The 15,800-nt window shown below is 62.0% G+C and carries 17 protein-coding genes and 1 pseudogene; 6 read left to right on the top strand and 12 right to left on the bottom strand.

Annotated elements, in window-relative coordinates; all coding sequences use genetic code 11:
* Nucleotides 1-174 precede the first annotated feature (174 nt).
* Entirely contained in the window at nt 175-495 is a 321-nt protein-coding gene (locus Q5H92_RS09115; protein ID WP_305011203.1) for a 2TM domain-containing protein, read from the bottom strand.
* A 328-nt stretch (nt 496-823) separates the two neighbouring features.
* Here Q5H92_RS09115 and Q5H92_RS09110 point away from each other — a divergent pair, with 328 nt between their 5' ends.
* The gene (locus Q5H92_RS09110; protein ID WP_369811132.1) at nt 824-1,207 is read left to right on the top strand and encodes a macro domain-containing protein; all 384 of its coding nucleotides are present in this window, start codon (nt 824-826) and stop codon (nt 1,205-1,207) included.
* A 128-nt stretch (nt 1,208-1,335) separates the two neighbouring features.
* On the opposite strand, the gene Q5H92_RS09105 is transcribed toward Q5H92_RS09110, so the two are convergent.
* From Q5H92_RS09105 to Q5H92_RS09090, 4 genes are all read right to left on the bottom strand, one after another.
* Nucleotides 1,336-2,217 (bottom strand): 4-hydroxy-3-methylbut-2-enyl diphosphate reductase, encoded by an 882-nt coding sequence (locus Q5H92_RS09105; protein WP_305011202.1) that lies wholly within the window; start codon nt 2,215-2,217, stop codon nt 1,336-1,338.
* A 235-nt stretch (nt 2,218-2,452) separates the two neighbouring features.
* Nucleotides 2,453-3,145, bottom strand: a complete 693-nt coding sequence (gene cmk, locus Q5H92_RS09100; RefSeq protein ID WP_305011201.1) for a (d)CMP kinase — start codon at nt 3,143-3,145, stop codon at nt 2,453-2,455.
* 31 nt (nt 3,146-3,176) lie between these two features.
* Entirely contained in the window at nt 3,177-3,605 is a 429-nt protein-coding gene (locus Q5H92_RS09095) for a hypothetical protein (RefSeq protein WP_305011200.1), read from the bottom strand.
* A 243-nt stretch (nt 3,606-3,848) separates the two neighbouring features.
* On the bottom strand, nt 3,849-4,010 hold the full coding sequence (locus tag Q5H92_RS09090) for a hypothetical protein (protein WP_305011199.1): 162 nt from the start codon (nt 4,008-4,010) through the stop codon (nt 3,849-3,851).
* Between the two features lie 79 nt (nt 4,011-4,089).
* On the opposite strand from Q5H92_RS09090, the gene ade reads away from it, so the two are divergent.
* On the top strand, nt 4,090-5,748 hold the full coding sequence (gene ade / locus Q5H92_RS09085; RefSeq protein ID WP_305011198.1) for an adenine deaminase: 1,659 nt from the start codon (nt 4,090-4,092) through the stop codon (nt 5,746-5,748).
* Nucleotides 5,749-5,825: 77 nt separating this feature from the next.
* Nucleotides 5,826-6,338: a hypothetical protein gene (locus Q5H92_RS09080; RefSeq protein WP_305011197.1), complete on the top strand. Its 513-nt coding sequence runs from the start codon at nt 5,826-5,828 to the stop codon at nt 6,336-6,338.
* Nucleotides 6,339-6,407: 69 nt separating this feature from the next.
* Here the strand turns inward: Q5H92_RS09080 and Q5H92_RS09075 are convergent, their stop codons facing one another.
* From Q5H92_RS09075 to Q5H92_RS09065, 3 genes and pseudogenes are all read right to left on the bottom strand, one after another.
* Nucleotides 6,408-6,806, bottom strand: a complete 399-nt coding sequence (locus Q5H92_RS09075; RefSeq protein WP_305011196.1) for a response regulator — start codon at nt 6,804-6,806, stop codon at nt 6,408-6,410.
* 86 nt (nt 6,807-6,892) lie between these two features.
* A pseudogene (locus Q5H92_RS09070) lies at nt 6,893-7,867 on the bottom strand (PLP-dependent cysteine synthase family protein); the annotation flags it as partial.
* Nucleotides 7,868-7,990: 123 nt separating this feature from the next.
* Entirely contained in the window at nt 7,991-8,713 is a 723-nt protein-coding gene (locus Q5H92_RS09065) for a GAF domain-containing protein (protein WP_305011195.1), read from the bottom strand.
* Nucleotides 8,714-9,044: 331 nt separating this feature from the next.
* Here Q5H92_RS09065 and sucD point away from each other — a divergent pair, with 331 nt between their 5' ends.
* Nucleotides 9,045-9,926 carry a succinate--CoA ligase subunit alpha gene (gene sucD / locus Q5H92_RS09060; protein ID WP_305011194.1) on the top strand — a complete coding sequence of 294 codons (882 nt, stop codon included), beginning with the start codon at nt 9,045-9,047 and terminating at the stop codon, nt 9,924-9,926.
* A 77-nt stretch (nt 9,927-10,003) separates the two neighbouring features.
* Here sucD and Q5H92_RS09055 read toward each other — a convergent pair whose 3' ends face one another.
* The 3 genes from Q5H92_RS09055 to Q5H92_RS09045 all read right to left on the bottom strand — a co-directional run bounded on the left by Q5H92_RS09055 (nt 10,004) and on the right by Q5H92_RS09045 (nt 12,604).
* Nucleotides 10,004-10,786 carry a hypothetical protein gene (locus Q5H92_RS09055; RefSeq protein ID WP_305011193.1) on the bottom strand — a complete coding sequence of 261 codons (783 nt, stop codon included), beginning with the start codon at nt 10,784-10,786 and terminating at the stop codon, nt 10,004-10,006.
* 86 nt (nt 10,787-10,872) lie between these two features.
* Nucleotides 10,873-11,667, bottom strand: a complete 795-nt coding sequence (locus tag Q5H92_RS09050; RefSeq protein WP_305011192.1) for a hypothetical protein — start codon at nt 11,665-11,667, stop codon at nt 10,873-10,875.
* 202 nt (nt 11,668-11,869) lie between these two features.
* Entirely contained in the window at nt 11,870-12,604 is a 735-nt protein-coding gene (locus tag Q5H92_RS09045; protein ID WP_305011191.1) for a hypothetical protein, read from the bottom strand.
* A gap of 154 nt (nt 12,605-12,758) precedes the next feature.
* Between Q5H92_RS09045 and Q5H92_RS09040 the strand changes: the two genes are divergently transcribed.
* On the top strand, nt 12,759-14,159 hold the full coding sequence (locus Q5H92_RS09040; protein WP_305011190.1) for a mercuric reductase: 1,401 nt from the start codon (nt 12,759-12,761) through the stop codon (nt 14,157-14,159).
* 148 nt (nt 14,160-14,307) lie between these two features.
* Here the strand turns inward: Q5H92_RS09040 and Q5H92_RS09035 are convergent, their stop codons facing one another.
* On the bottom strand, nt 14,308-14,625 hold the full coding sequence (locus Q5H92_RS09035; RefSeq protein WP_305011189.1) for a hypothetical protein: 318 nt from the start codon (nt 14,623-14,625) through the stop codon (nt 14,308-14,310).
* 416 nt (nt 14,626-15,041) lie between these two features.
* Here Q5H92_RS09035 and Q5H92_RS09030 point away from each other — a divergent pair, with 416 nt between their 5' ends.
* Nucleotides 15,042-15,761, top strand: a complete 720-nt coding sequence (locus tag Q5H92_RS09030) for a hypothetical protein (protein ID WP_305011188.1) — start codon at nt 15,042-15,044, stop codon at nt 15,759-15,761.
* Nucleotides 15,762-15,800: the final 39 nt, after the last annotated feature.

Raw genomic sequence — 15,800 nt, 5'->3', positions numbered from 1 at the left:
GCTTCAAATCACCGTTGAAAAAGGTCCGGCCGAGACCGGAGGCTTTCAACTCGATTTTTAAACAAACCGGCCCAAACCGGAACGCCTAAACATCAAGTTGAAAGCCCCCGGCTTCGGCCGAACCACTTCACTAATTAGCAGAAGAAAGGGGAAATTTTTCGCTTATCGAACCGCTTAGCGGTATTTGTCGAGCGGGTCAACGCCGCTTTGCTGGCTCACCAGCCGCTCGTACTCGCGCTGGGTGCGCTGCTCGCGGCTAAAGCCGCCGTAGGCCGCCATGCCGCGCCGTATCAGCCCCAGGCCCCAGAAGAAAGTGACCCACAGCGGCCAGGGAATTTCGGAGTGGAAGCCCCGGCCGTGGTGGTGCGGAAAGGTGAAGGCCCAGATAACCCACAGCAGCGCGTTCACCAACAAGAACGAAAGCAGGTGCGATTGGAAGCGGGCGCGGGCTTTGGCCTTTTGCCACAGGTAGGGGTCGCGTTGCAGGGTTTCCATGAGCGGGGAGGTTTGGTTGAAATGGATGGTCAAATATGGCTTTTCGGCCCGGGGCGGCGCCACTTCCTGTTGCCGAAGCGTCGCGGTTGGTTTCCCAAGCATCAATCGAAGCAGCCAAAGCGTATGGCATGAATCGCGCCGTGGCGCCGGCCATTACACCCACCACCGAAATCCTCATGCCCTCTCCTCCCCTCGCTCACCGCATCCAGCTCGTGCAGGGCGACATCACCAAGCAGCCCGTCAGCGCCATCGTCAACGCCGCCAACTCCAGCCTGCTCGGCGGTGGGGCGTCGATGGGGCTATTCATCGGGCCGGCGGGCCAGCTATTTTGGAGGCGTGCCGCGCCATTCGGGCCCGGCAGGGCGGCTGCAAAACCGGCGAGGCCGTCATCACCACCGGCGGGCGGCTGCCGGCCGGGCACGTCATCCACACCGTGGGGCCCGTCTGGAACGGCGGCCACAAGGGCGAGCCCGAATTATTAGCCAATTGCTACCGCAACAGCCTGCGCCTGGCCGAAGAAAACCAACTGGAAAGCGTGGCCTTTCCCGGCATCAGCACCGGCATCTACGGTTACCCCAAGCCCGAAGCAGCCGCCGTGGCCATGCGCGAGGTGCGGCAGTGGCTGGCGTCGCACGAGTGGCCGAAGACCGTCATTTTCATGGTGTTTGACGAGGGAAACCACCGGCTGTATGAAGAGCGGCTCGTTGGCTAAGCAGCAAAACGCCTGTCATCCTGAGCGCAGCGAAGGACCTTATCACACCAGCGGCAGTAATTACTGCAAGCTTTTGAGCCGTGATAAGGTCCTTCGCTCCGCTCAGGATGACAGGCGAAAAAACTTCCCTACGCCAACTCGCCCACGCCTTCCACGCGCTCGGCTACCTGCTGCATCAGCCACAGCGGGGTGCTGGTGGCGCCGCAGATGCCCACGGTGTGCATGCCGGCCAGCCAGGCCTCGTCCACTTCATCGGCGTTCTCGATGAAATAGCTGCGCGGGTTCACGGCATTCACTACCGAAAACAGGGCCTTGCCGTTGGAGCTTTTGCGGCCACTCACGAAGAGCACCACGTCGTATTCGGTGGCGAAACGGGCCAGGGCCGGCTCGCGGTTGCTCACCTGCCGGCAGATGCTGTCGTTGGCGTCGAAGCTGTCTAATTGGCCGCCGGCGGCCTGGATGCGGGCCTCCATCAGAGCCTTCATCTTGTAGAAGCCGGCTGTACTTTTGGTGGTCTGGCTAAAGAGCGTGACGGGGCGCGAAAAGTCAATCTGGTCGAGGTCGGCCTCGTTCATCACGATGATGGCGCGGTTGCCAGTCTGGCCCGTGAGGCCGGCAACCTCGGCGTGGCCGGGCTGCCCGTAAATCACAATCTGGCCGTCCTGGCGCTGGCTCAGGTCGAAGGCGTGCTTTACGCGGTTTTGCAGCTTGAGCACCACCGGGCAGCTGGCGTCAATCAGCTCCAGGTTGTTCTGGAGGGCCAGCTGGTAGGTTTCCGGCGGCTCGCCGTGGGCCCGGATGAGGACTTTGGTGTCGTGCAGTTGGCTTAGCTGCTCGCGGTCGATGATGCGCAGACCGAGCTGGTGCAGGCGTTCCACTTCCATGCGGTTGTGCACGATATCGCCGAGGCAGTAGAGGTTGTGGCCTTGCGCCAGCTCGTCTTCGGCCATCTGAATGGCGAATTCAACGCCAAAGCAGTAGCCGGAATTTTTATCAATCGTGACCTTCATGCTGTGAGTCTAACACCACTGCGGCGGCGAGGAGTTCGCCGGGGCAAAGGTACGGACTCGCGGCGGCGCGGTAGCGAGTGAACGAAAGAACGTCATGTCGAGCGCAGCGAAGCATCTTGCCCGCCGCAACTATTCCTCTTTCTGACGATTGAATTTACTTACCGCGGGCAAGATGCTTCGTTGCGCTCTGCATGACGTTCTTTTGGCCCCCAGGTATCCTTCAGCAACCGCCCACTCAGTCCCACCCCGCCGCAAACAGCGCCGACGACACCCTGTCGAGCACGAAATCGACCTGTTCGGTGATGGTGATGTGCGTGGTGTCGAGCAGCACGGCGTCGGGGGCGCGGCGCAAGGGGCTTTCGGCGCGGGTTGAGTCCAGGTAATCGCGCTTGCGCAGGTTCTCAATGATGTCTTCGAGCGGCACGATTTCACCCTTCTCGGCCAGCTCGTCCTGGCGACGCCGGGCGCGCAGCTCCACTTCGGCCGTCATGAAGATTTTCACCTCCGCATCAGGAAAAACGGTGGTGCCGATGTCGCGGCCGTCCATCACCACGCCGCGCTTACCCCCCATTTTTTGTTGCTGGGCCACCATGGCATGCCGCACCATGGGGATGACCGAAACCTCGCTCACGGAGTTGGAAATACGCATCTGGCGGATGTCGTCCTCGCGGTTCACGCCGTTGAGAAACAGTTCGTTGCGGCCGGTGCGGCGGTTGCGGCGGAAGCTAATGCTGATTTCGCGCAGGGCCTGCTCGATGCGGGGCAGGTCGGTGAAGGCAATCTGGCTTTCGAGCAGGTACAGCGTCACGGCGCGGTACATGGCACCGGTGTCGACGTAAGCGTAGTGCAGGAGCTGGGCCACGGCTTTGGCCGTGGTGCTTTTGCCACAGGAAGAGTAGCCGTCAATGGCGATAACGAGTTGTTTCATAACGACGCGGGCGGCCATTGGCCCCGCAAGATTACGAAATCCAACTCTTACGCGCGGCGGGCGGGCTCTTCAACCGCTGGGGTACCGAGGCAAAAAAGGCCGCTACCGATGCGCTTTCTCCCTCATTCAGTTGCGCATCGACTAAATAAAAGGGATTAAAAAAAAATCGTCCGCCCAGCCCCACGCCGGTCGTGCCATCCTTGCCAGTGCCCCATTCGCCGCGGTACACCTGCACCAGGCATTGCCCCAGAAAGCAGCCCAGCGCCATCACCACCCCCTCGCGCTCGGCGGCGGGCAAACTGTCCCGCTGGGCCTCAATAAAGCTGTCCCGCTGTGCCTTAATAAAGTTGTCGAGGTGCGCTACGCCTTCGGCGTCGAAGGCTTTCAGGTTGAGCTGCTGGCGCACCTGCTCGGCGGCGGCGAGGATGGAATCGAGGGGAGAAAGACTGGTATTGGGCATAAGAATAGAGCGGGTGATAAAATAGCCGGACGTGGCCGGCGATGTCGGCAAATTAACACGCCTGCCCGCGCCGAGGTTGCCGCAGCGGCTGGCCCGGCCCTTTTTTCTCCGCTTCAGCGCCGCCTCGAAATCGGGAATCCGCGGAACGACAGGAGCGACTGGTGATGCTCTCAAACGGTTATAGAGCCGTTTTAGACCCTGAACGATGCAGGCGCGAGCTCCGCTCCTACATCATTTAAACGCCTAGTGCCCGCACGGGCAGGGCACGCTCTTGCCGCCGCTGTGGTGCTTGTACCAGCTGGTTTTTTTCTGCTGCGCGGTGCGGCGCGCACAGCCGCCCAACAGGCTGCCGCCCAGCACGAGCAGCACCAGCAGCAGCACGAAGCCCGACAAAGATTTCTTCATAGCCAATCTATTTTAACTCAAAGTTAAGGTTCTTTGCGAGGCTTCCCACCGACGGCTGCTTCTAATTCTTCGCCAACGCATGACTCCCGCTTTTTCGCTTACTGCCAACGTCGTCGACGTTTTCGCCCGTTCCATTCAGCCCGCCATTGTTTCGGTCGAAAACGGCCGCATCACCAGCATCGCCCCCATCGGCGAAGCCGAGGCCGACCCGGCGCTGCCCTACGTCATGCCTGGCTTCGTGGATGCCCATGTGCACGTGGAAAGCTCCCTGCTGGTGCCCACTGAGTTTGCCCGCCTTGCCGTGACGCACGGCACGGTGGCCACCGTGAGCGACCCGCACGAAATTGGCAACGTGCTGGGCGTGGCCGGCGTGGAATTCATGCTCGAAAACGCCAGCCACTCCCCTTTCAAGTTCTGCTTCGGGGCGCCGAGCTGCGTGCCGGCCACGCCCTTCGAAACGGCCGGGGCCGAAATCACCGCCCAGGACATTGCCAAGCTGTTCGAAAACCCCAAAATTGGCTACCTGGCCGAGATGATGAACTGGCCCGGCGTGCTGCACCGCGACGCCGACGTGATGGCCAAAATCGCCATCGCCCAGGCCGCCGGCCGGCCCGTCGACGGCCACGCCCCCGGCCTGCGCGCCGACGACGCGGCCCATTACGCCAGCGCCGGCATCAGCACCGACCACGAGTGCTTCACCGCGCCCGAGGCGCTGGATAAACTGGCCGTGGGCATGAAGGTGCTCATCCGCGAAGGCTCGGCGGCCCGCAACTTCGACGCGCTGATTGAGCTGCTGCCCGAGCACTACAGCCATCTCATGTTCTGCTCCGACGACAAGCACCCCGACACCCTGGTTCTGGGACACATCAACCAGCTGGTGCAGCGCGCCGTGGCGCTGGGCCACGACCTGTTTCACGTGTTGCGCGTGGCCTGCGTGAACCCCGTGAAGCACTACCACCTGCCCGTGGGCCTGCTGGGCGAAGGCGACCCCGCCGACTTCATCGTGGTGAAGGACCTGCGCGACTTCGAAGTGCAGCAAACCTACCTCGACGGCGTGCTGGTGGCCGAAAACGGAAAATCGTTGCTGCCAGCGGCGCCCATTGCGGTGGTCAATAATTTCCACGCCCAGCCCGTAACGGCCGCCGACTTCCGGCTGCCCGCGCCGAGTTCGGCCCAGCCCACGGCGCGCGTCATCGAGTGCTTCGATGGCCAGCTCATCACGGCGCGCGTTGACTTGCCAGCGGCGGTAGAAAGTAGATTTGTAGTTTCCAACGTGGCCGATGACATGCTCAAACTGGCCGTCATCAACCGCTACCAGCCAAGTATGGCGCCCGCCGTGGCCTTTATCCGCGGCTTCGGGCTGAAGCACGGCGCGCTGGCCAGCAGCGTGGGCCACGACTCGCACAACATCACCGCCGTGGGCTGCGACGACGAGAGCCTGGCCCGCGCCGTCAACCTCGTCATCGAAGCCAAGGGCGGCCTAGCCGCCGTGGGCACCGACGGCCGCGAAATCCTCGTGCCGTTGCCCGTAGCCGGCCTCATGTCGGACCAGCCCGGAACCGACGTGGCTGCCGCTTACGCCGCCGTCGATGCTCTGGCCAAGCAGTTGGGCTCGCCGCTGGGCGCACCGTTTATGACGCTTTCGTTTATGGCGCTGCTGGTTATTCCCAGCCTGAAACTGAGCGACAAAGGCTTGTTCGACGGCCAGCAGTTCACGTTTCTGGACGCGGTGGAATAGGGCGGGCGCAATTTTTCACGTGGCTTCTGCGTAGGAGGCGGGGGCTTGCCCTTGCCTCCCACTCTGTTTTGCTGGTTATGAAACTGCTGCCCTCTCCCTTTTTCTTTCGCTGCGTGTGCGGCTTGATGCTGGCCGTGGCCGCCCGCCCGGCCGCGGCCCAGAAATACCGCACCGCCGCCGGCCTGCGCACGGGCGGCGGCTACGGCCTCACCGTGCAGCAGCTCATCCTGCCCAAAACCACCCTCGAAGGCTTGGGCATGCTGGCCGAGCGCGAGCGCAGCGCCACGGTGCTAGCCGAACGGCATTTCGGCATCCTCGGGCCCAGCCTCAACTACTACTTCGGGGCCGGCGGGCACTTTGGCACCCATAAAGTTGACGGCAACTTCTGGGGTTTCGATGGCATGATTGGGGCGGAGTATAAGATTCCGTTTGCCCGCATCGTGCTGTCGTTCGATTTCAAGCCCACAATCGAATTCAATTCCGCCAACTGGAACCGCTTTCCCACGGCTTTCTCGGTGCGCTACATCATTTTGAAGCAGAAAAACACCGGCATTTTTCAGAACGTGATTGACAAAATAAAAGGCAAATAAAAAGCTCCGACTCGGGCTGAGTCGGAGCTTCTCACGGTTTGTTTTCTTAGCTAAGAGGGGTAGTAAGTCTTATTGAAACCGCTTTTCCAGCAGTTTCAGCATCTTTTCTTCGGTCAGGGGTTTGGTGAGGTACTCCACGTTGGGGTACTTGGCCACGCGGGCGGTGTCGGCGCCGTGCATGGAGGTGGTGAGCACGGCCATCACCGTTTTGGCCTGCACGGGCTGGGGCAGGGCGTTGTAGAGCTCCAGAAACTCGAAGCCGGACACGCCGGGCATCTTCAAATCCACGAACACCAGGTCGGGCGCGGGCACGGCGCTGCCGCCCTCGGCGCTGCCCCACAGCTGCTCAAACGCTTCGTCGGCCCGCGAGAACGTGCTCACGTGTTCGGCCACGGCCAAACGCCCCAGCAGGCGGTTGTTGAGAAAGCTGGTCGTTTCGTTGTCGTCAACGAGTACAATATGGTTCAAATTAGCAGACATCGATAAAAGGGTTATTTCTAGCTTCCACGAAGATACCAAATGGCGCCGGCTTCGGCAATGGCTGAGCTTATTTACAGCCAGCCCTGAGCGCGCATCCAGTCGTCGTTGTAAATCTTGCCGAGGTAGCGCGTGCCGTGGTCGGGCAGCAAAATTACCATTGTATCGGTTTCCGTGAGGTGCTCGCGGGCATACTCCAGAGCGCCGTGCACGGCCGAGCCGCAGCTCCAGCCCACAAACAGGCCTTCTTCCTTGGCCAGGCGGCGCGTCATCAGGGCCGCGTCCTGGTCGGTCACTTTGATGAACAAATCGATGACGTCAAAATTGACATTCTTGGGCAGAATGTCTTCGCCGATGCCCTCGGTTTTGTAGGGATAAATTTCGTTTTCATCGAAAATCCCCGTCTCCTTATACTTCTTGAAAACCGAGCCGTAGGTATCGAGGCCCACCGTCACGATGTTCGGGTTTTGCTCCTTCAAGTACTTGCTCACGCCGCAAATGGTGCCGCCCGTGCCTACGCCGGCCGCCCAGTGCGTGATTTGGCCGTCGGTGCCGTTCCAGATTTCGGGGCCGGTGTGGTCGTAGTGCGCGGCGGTGTTCGAGAGGTTGTCGTACTGGTTGGGGTAGAAGGAATTGGGCGTTTCCTGGTTCAGGCGCTTGGCCACGGAGTAGTAGCTGCGCGGGTCGTCGGGGGCCACATCCACGGGGCATACCACCACCTGGGCGCCCACGGCGCGCAGGATATCCTGCTTTTCCTTGCTCTGCTTGTCGCTCATCACGAAGATGGTGTTGTAGCCCTTCGCAATGGCCGCCAGGGCCAGGCCCATGCCCGTGTTGCCGCTGGTGCCCTCAATGATGGTGCCACCCGGCTTCAGAATACCGGCCTTTTCGGCGTCCTCCACCATGCGGATGGCCATGCGGTCCTTCACCGAGTTGCCGGGGTTGAAGTACTCCACTTTAGCCAGCACCGTGCCCTTGATGCCGTCGGTGACTTTGTTGAGCTTAACGAGTGGAGTGTGGCCAACGGCCTCGATGACGTGGTTGAAATACATTGAAATTTACTGGGTGGGATGGTTCCGGGTGAGGCCGCAAAGGTACAAACTCTCGCCCGGCGGCAAGGCGCTGCCTCCGCCCCCACTCCTCTCCCCAGGCCGCCCGGGCCGGCGCTTACCGCGTCAGGGCGTGCCGGGGTGGTAGGCCTCCAGCAGCGCCTGCAGGTCGCGCAGCCGGCTTTCGACCTGCGTGAGAAACGCCGCCGGCACCGGCACCAGCGTGCCGTGGCGGGCCGTGAGGTAGCGCACCAAGGCATTGAGGGCCTGCACTTCTTCTTCGAGTTCGGCGCTGAGGCGGGCCCATTGCGCGTCGCCGGTTTCGGGGTGCAGGCGGCAGAGGTGGCGCACGGCCACGGTGCGGCTCACCAGCGCCGCCAGAATTTCCAGAATACGCTGCTCGTCGGGCGTGAAGGTGCGGGGCTCGCGGTCGATGACGCACAGCGTGCCGAGCGGGCGCTGGTCGGGCAGCCGCAGCAGGGCGCCCGCGTAGAAGCGCAGGCCGTTGGTTTCGGCGGCGCGCAAGGCCGCCTGAGGCACTTCGGGGTGTTTTTCCAGCACCAAGTCGTGGTATACCACGGCTTGGGCTTTGGCAATGGCGGTGGCGCATAGGGCCTCCACGCGTGGCTGCTGCTTGTTGCCGGGCATGCCCACGTTGGCGGGGTAGTACACTTCGGTTTCCTCCACCACCGAAATCAGCGAAATCGGCAGGTTGAAAATGCGCGCCGTGAGGGCCACAAATTCATTAAACACCGGTTCGGTGAGCGCCGGGAGCAGCTCCACGGCGCGCAGGCTGCGAAGGCGCGCGGCTTCGTCGGCGGGCAGGTGAGGAAACAAAGAACTGGCCAAGGGGAGGGAGAAATGGACGGGTAGTGAAAAGGACGCCGCGCCGGGGCAGCGCCGCTAATATACACCGTCCGCCCACGCGGTGCCCCGTGCTCCCGGGCGCCGCATGGCCCCACCCCTGGCGGCCGGGCCAGCCTCCCATCAGCCGGCTCCGGCGCGTTTTCGGGCCTTTCCGGGCCGGTGCCGGCCGGCCGGGTGCGGCTTTTCCTCACGCGCGGGGCGTCTATTCGGCTGAGTGGCTTGCCCTAGCCCCAAAATGCCCTACTTTTGCAGCGCCGTAGCCCGACCGGGCCAGGGCGTCCCACCCCACCAATTTCCTCAAAAACACCTCCGAATGAGCGTTCTGGTCAATAAAGATTCCAAGGTTATCGTGCAGGGCTTCACCGGCTCCGAGGGCTCGTTCCACGCCCAGCAAATGATGGATTACGGCACCAACGTGGTGGGCGGCGTCACGCCCGGCAAAGGCGGCACCGAGCACCTGGGCCGTCCCGTGTTCAACACCGTGGCCGAGGCCGTGGAGAAAGCCGGCGCCGACACCAGCATCATTTTCGTGCCCCCGGCGTTCGCCGCCGACGCCATCATGGAAGCGGCCGACGCGGGCATCAAGGTGATTATCACCATCACCGAAGGCATCCCGACCAAGGACATGATTGCCGTGAAGCACTACCTGAAGGACCGGCAGGGCATCACGATGATTGGCCCGAACTGCCCCGGCGTGATGACCGCCGGCGAGTGCAAAGTAGGCATCATGCCCGGCTTCATTTTCTCGAAAGGCAAAATTGGCATCGTCAGCAAGTCGGGCACCCTGACCTACGAAGCCGTGGACCAGCTCACCAAAGCCGGCCTGGGCCAGACCACGGCCATCGGCATCGGCGGCGACCCCATCATCGGCACCACCACCAAGCAGGCGGTGGAGTTGCTCATGAACGACCCCGAGACGGAAGGCATCGTGATGATTGGCGAAATCGGCGGCGGCATGGAAGCCGAAGCCGCCCGTTGGATTAAAGAAACCGGCAATAAAAAGCCCGTGGTGGGCTTCATCGCCGGCCAGACGGCCCCTCCCGGCCGCCGCATGGGCCACGCCGGCGCCATCGTGGGCGGTGCCGACGACACGGCCGCTGCTAAAATGGCCATCATGCGCGAGTGCGGCATCCACGTGGTGGATTCGCCCGCCGAGATTGGCGATACCATGCTGCGCGTGCTGGGCGGCAAGTAGGCTTCGCACAGATTTCATTATTGAATTAAAAAAAGCTCCGGCCGCAATGGCTGGAGCTTTTTTTATTGTCGGCAACGCTACCGCTGCCTCTCTGCCGCTTGGCTGCGGCGAAACAGGTGCGGCCGCACCACGATGCCGACGCCCACCAGGGTAGTCACCGGCGCCAGATTGAGGTGCTCGGGATTGGAACGGTCGTTGTGCAGGGGCTGTGAAACGCCGAACGTGGCCTGGCCCTGCACCGCCCGCCGGCCCACGCGGACAAATACCGTGGGTTCCAGGTAGAAGCGGTTGAGGGGCGCCACCGTTTCGCCGTTGCGCTGCAGGTGGCTGTAGTCGACGAACGTGCCCCGGAGCGACGCGCCGTAGTTCACCACGGGCGTTTGGCGGGCAATGTAGACCTGGCCGTAGTAGCGCAGGTACCGGGCATCATAGTGCGTCAATGGCCCCGAAAACGGAATGATGATGGTCAGTTTCGGGTCGTAGATGCTGGCCGAGGCAAATCCTACGCCGCCCACCACGCCCAGGTAGCCGGCCTGGTTCTGGCCCAGCAAGCGGTAGGTGCCCACGCCCAACGCGGCCTGCCGGTGGGTGCTTTGGTAGTCGAACGTGGCATTGTTGCGGGTTTCGCTGCCGTTGATGGTTTGCACCGCGGCTTCGCCCGTGAGCAGCAGGTTCGGCGCGGGCGACCACGCCACCGACGTTTCCAGGCTGGTTAGGCTGCGGATGCCCGCCGTGATTTCCACCTCGCCCTTCTTGTTGAGCAGCGGGGTGCTGGGGATGGTGGGCACATACACGGCGCAACTGCCGAGCAGGCCCAGGCCGGTTGTGCAGAGGGCAGGAAAGAAGTAGCGGGTTTTCATGCCCCAAAGATGGATGCGAACCGTTGCCGACAGCAAATGAAAAGTTTGAATCAAAGGACTTTTCATTTGCGCATTGCGCCTGCTTGTTATCGAAAAAGGTAAGTTAGCCCCAGGCTGACCAACAGGGAATTCTTCTGGGTGTATGCCACATAAATCCCGTTGTTGAGGATGCTTTCGCTACGGGGAACCATGGATAAGGCACCCGCGCCCTGGACTTGCCAATGGCTTTGGCGGGAGGGATTGCCAATCGACTGCCGAAAGAAACCGTATAATTCGTGCCGCACTTGGTTGGGCAAGGGCAGTTCGTAGAAGGCGTAGTCGCCGCAGGTTTTTTGCATGTCGAGCTGCCGAAACACCACGTTGGTCATGCGGTATCCGAAGCCGATGGCCTCGCGGCTGCGTTGGTAATTGAAGCCCAGCTGCCCAAAGGCTTTCCGGTACCGGGCCTCGAAGTCGGCCGAGAACCCGCCCAGAATGATGGCCGGCTCGGCCACGTGCCGCCGTACGCGCGCGTCGCCGGCTCCGCCGATAAGCTGTAGCGTCCAGTCGGGCGCCAACGGCCAATACCCACCCAGCCCGACCTCGTATTGCAGCGTTCGAAAATTATCAATCTCGAACTTGAAATCGGTGCCTTCGCCGCCCGCCGGCCTGGGCATGCGCGGGCGCGCCGAAACGCCGCCCAGCACCAGCAAATGCGGCATTGGCGAGTAGGCGGCCGCCAGCTCTGGCCGTAGCGAGAGCTGCACCTGGCCCATTATTTCGCCTTGCCCTTTGGCCCGGATGAGCGGGGCGTGCGGCTGCATGGGCGTGTAAACGGTGCAGGACACACCGCCCAGCAGCAGGCCGCCCTTCATGAGGTACTTGCGTAAAAAATAGCCCATGGAGGTTGCTGTGGAATATAATTCTGATTGCCCCTAAAGAAAGGAGTCCAGGTATTCCAGAAGCAACTCGATAACTCTGTTAAGCGGACTTTGTGAAGCAGGTATTTGCCGAGGTAAAAGCTGAGAAAATTTCGCTTACAGTGACTTGAAACAGATAATTTCTGCGCTAAAAAGGACATTACAAAATCTATCCACAAACAGCTTAGTCGTCCAGCGTCGTGTTCTTATCCAAGTTAATAACGATGCCGACCTGAAATACCGAATTGGCTGCCTTCAGAAACTCGTTGTTGCGCAGGCCAAAAATCTGGCCGCTGATAAGCTGTAGCTGCACCGGCCCGGCAATCTGGGTGCGGGTGAAGGTGATGGGTTCGAAGAAGATGTTATTCTCGCCAGGCGCAGGCAGGCCGTTGACAGTAAAATTGTTGAGCTGCATGTAGCTCAGGCGCATGGCCGCGCCGTAGGTCAGTGGGAAGTCGCGGTTGAAGAGGTGCAGGCTGTTTTGCTTTTTCTTGGCGTAGTTCACCTGGGCGAAGATTTTGGAGAGGCTGCCGTCGAGGGTGCGGTTGACAATTTGGGCGTCGTTGCGCTCGATGCGCTGGGTGGCGCCGCCGCCGGCCCCTACGTACACCTCCAGCACGCGCTTGTCGGGCAGGCGGGTGAAGTAGCCGAGGCTGGCTTCGCCGAAATCAATGTCTTCCGTTTTCGCCGATTTCTTGCGGTGCAACGACGAGAAAGTGCCGGCCACGGCCAGGTGGTTGGTGAGGCCATAGGCGCCCTGAATGGCATAGTTGGTGTGCTGGTTGGTGCTCACGGCCCCGTAGAACTCGCCCTGGTGCGTGAGCATAGGCGCGTGCGGCGGCGGCGGAAAATACAGCGAAGCGCAGCCCGTCAGGCCAGTGAGAACGAGCAGAAAGGCAAAACGCAACAGGTACTTCATGGAGCAGAATAAGGCAAACCGAAAGACGCCAGGCAGGCTTGATACGGCAATTTCGGGTTTCTGCCGGACTTCGCGGCGCTTTTCTGCCGCCGGGCTCAGTCGCTGAAGCAAGCCGGACCGTATGTAGGGCACCTCCCAACCCAGGCCCCTGCTTATGCCCGCTGATTCGTTTGATGTTCTTATTATTGGCGCCGGCCAGGCCGGCACACCGCTGGCCTACGCCATGGCCGCCGCCGGCCGCCGCGTGGGCTTCATTGAAAGTGACTTTCTGGGGGGCTCCTGCATCAACTACGGCTGCGCGCCCACCAAGGCACTGCTGGCCTCGGCCCAGCGGGCCCACCACGTGCGCACGGCCGGCGCGCTGGGCATTGAAGCCCCCGAACCGGTGGTGAATTTTGGGGCCGTGATTGAGCGCATGCACACGCTGCGCCAGCACTCGCGCGACAGCCTGCACCGCAAGCTCACGGTGGACCGCGACGGCATCACCGTCATTCGCGGCCGGGCGCGGTTCATGGCGCCGCACACGCTGCAGGTGGCGCTGGTGGGCGGCGGCGAGCAGCAGCTTACGGCCCCGCTTATTTTCATCAATACCGGCACCAAAGCCGCCGTGCCCGACATCGAAGGACTGGCCGACAGCGGCTATCTCACCAGCGACTCGCTGCTGCTGGGACTGACGGAGCAGCCTGAGCACCTCATCATTCTGGGCGGCAGCTACATCGGGGTCGAATTCAGCCAGATGTTCCGGCGGCTGGGCTCGCGCGTCACGGTCATCGACAGCAAGCCGCGCCTGATGTCGCGCGAAGACCCCGACGTGAGCCACCCACTCGAAGAATGCCTCACCGAAGCTGGCGTAGAGCTGGTGCTCAGCGCCGAAACCCGCCGCGTGAGCCGCGCCGCCGACGGCCACCTCACCGTGACCGTGGACACCAAGGACGGCGAGCGCCGCCTGCGCGGCAGCCACCTGCTAGTAGCCGTGGGCCGCGAGCCCAACACCCAGGACCTGGGCCTCGAAAACACCGGCATCACGCTCGACAAAAAAGGTTACGTCGAAGTGAACGAGCACCTGCAAACCGGTACCCGCGGCGTGTATGCGCTGGGCGACGTGAAGGGCGGCCCGCAGTTCACCCACATCAGCTACGACGACTACCGCATTGTGCGCGACGCGCTATTGCACGGTAGCAAGCGCACCACCGAAGGCCGCGACATGCCCTACGTGGTATTCACTGAGCCGCAACTGGGCCGCATCGGCCTCTCAAAGAACCAAGCCAAGGAGAAAGGCCTACCCTACCGCGTGAGCCGACTGCCGGCCCGCACCATCGGCCGGGCGGTGCAGACAGGTGAAACCGACGGCTTCGTGGAAGTGCTGGTGGGCGAGGACGACCGCCTACTGGGCGCGGCCGTGTTCTGCGAGCAGGGCGGCGAAATTATGACCATGTTCCAACTGGCGATGGCCGGCAAGCTGCGCTACCAGGATTTGCAGAACATGATTCTGGCCCATCCTACCTGGGCCGAGGTGCTGAACAACGCCTTCCAGCGGCTGAAGCCGGGGGAGTAGCGTTTAAAGCAAGCACGTCATGCAGAGCGCAGCGAAGCATCTCGCGTGGGGTAGTAATTGAAATCGTCGAACTATTCAGGTGTTACCACACGCGAGATGCTTCGCTGCGCTCTGCATGACGGTTAACAGCCCTTATAATGCCTGAAAATTAGGCGAACTGCTTCTCCTCCAGAAACCCGCGCACCGAGGCCGAGTCGTTCAGCACCTTCAGCGCCAGCAGGTGCAGCAGGCTGGTAAGGCTGTAGCCCAGCACTGGATAGCCCATTCTCCAGGGAGTGAACAGAATAAACACGCCGAACAACAGCTGGAGCCCATTGAAGAACAGGGCGAAGGAGCGGGCGTGCTTCCACCGCCCAAACAGCAGCAGAATCAGCAGCACGTTCAATGTTTGGCCGTGGCCGACGTTGCCCGTTTCGCTCACGAACCACAGCTTGTGGTGGGCCGGCAGCCAGGAAGTGAGCAGCATGCAGACGGATACCAGAACCAGGAGGCGGAAACCTTTGCTGTTGACGGGCATAGCGGGGCGGGCGAAGGGGTAGGTGGATTGGTACGCAAAATAAAGGATTCGGGCGAAGTAGTCAATGCCCTACCGGGGGCGGTCGATGGCTCCGGCAGTTCGTCCGATGGTGCCGGAAGCCAGCCGACGGGGCCGGAAACTCAGCCGATGGCCCCGGGAGCTGTCCGACGGCTCCGGAAGTCCGTCCGAGGGTGCCGGAACGGCGGCTGACGGGTCCGGAAGCGCGGCCGATGGTGCCGGATGCCAGGCCGATGGGTGCGGAAGCGCGTCCGATGGCCCTGGCACGCTGCCGTTTGCATGTGGCGATAAATCAGTAACATTACGGCTTCACTTCTTATCCCTTTTACTTATTTCCGATGGATGATTTGAGTTTACCCTTCAACTTCCGCATCAGCGAGCTGCTGCCCCTGGCCCGCCTGTTCCGCGCCAGCTACGTGCGCGACCACGCCGCCTTCGCAGACCTACTGCCCGAAGATTACAAACCCAAGTTCCTGGCCGAATACGATGCGGCCGTGCAGAACGTGGAAAAGGCCACCCGCAGCAGCGTGGCCGTGGCCGAGCGCCAAATCATCACGGCCCGCATTGCCGCCCAGCTGGAATCGTTGCCGCAGCTGCTCAACCGCCTCGAAGCGCGCCTGCGCCGGGCCGAAAACCTCACGGTATCGGCCAAGAAGTTCGGCATCGAGCCCGTGCGGCGCGACCGCAACAACGACGAGCACGAGGGCCTGACCGAGTCGCTGCGCACCCTGCTCCAGAACATCGACGCCAACGAGGCCGCCCTGCTGGCCAAGGGCCAAACCCGCTCCGAAATCGACTTTATGCAGGGCATCTACGACGACCTGGTGGCCGACAACACCGCCCAGGGCAGCAGCCTGAGCGACCAGCGCCTGCTCATGGCCGCCAACGTGCAGCTGTTCCGGGCCCTCTATAAGCCCATGAAACAACTAATGGACGACGGCAAAAGCCTCTACAAAGGCAGCGACAAAACCAAGCTCAAGGACTACACCCTGCGCAACGTGCGCCAGCAGGTGCGCCAGGAGCAGGGCGGCGGGGATGACGTGGCGAAGGGAACGAAAGCGGCGTAGGTTGCTTGTGTGGTTTGCATTTAAAAAGGGCACCTGCGC

Origin of the sequence: Hymenobacter mellowenesis, assembly GCF_030581005.1 — a bacterium.
Taxonomy (GTDB): Bacteria; Bacteroidota; Bacteroidia; order Cytophagales; family Hymenobacteraceae; genus Hymenobacter; species Hymenobacter mellowenesis.
The sequence above is the reverse complement of the archived record's forward strand: the minus strand, read 5'-3'. Positions and strand labels throughout refer to the sequence as shown.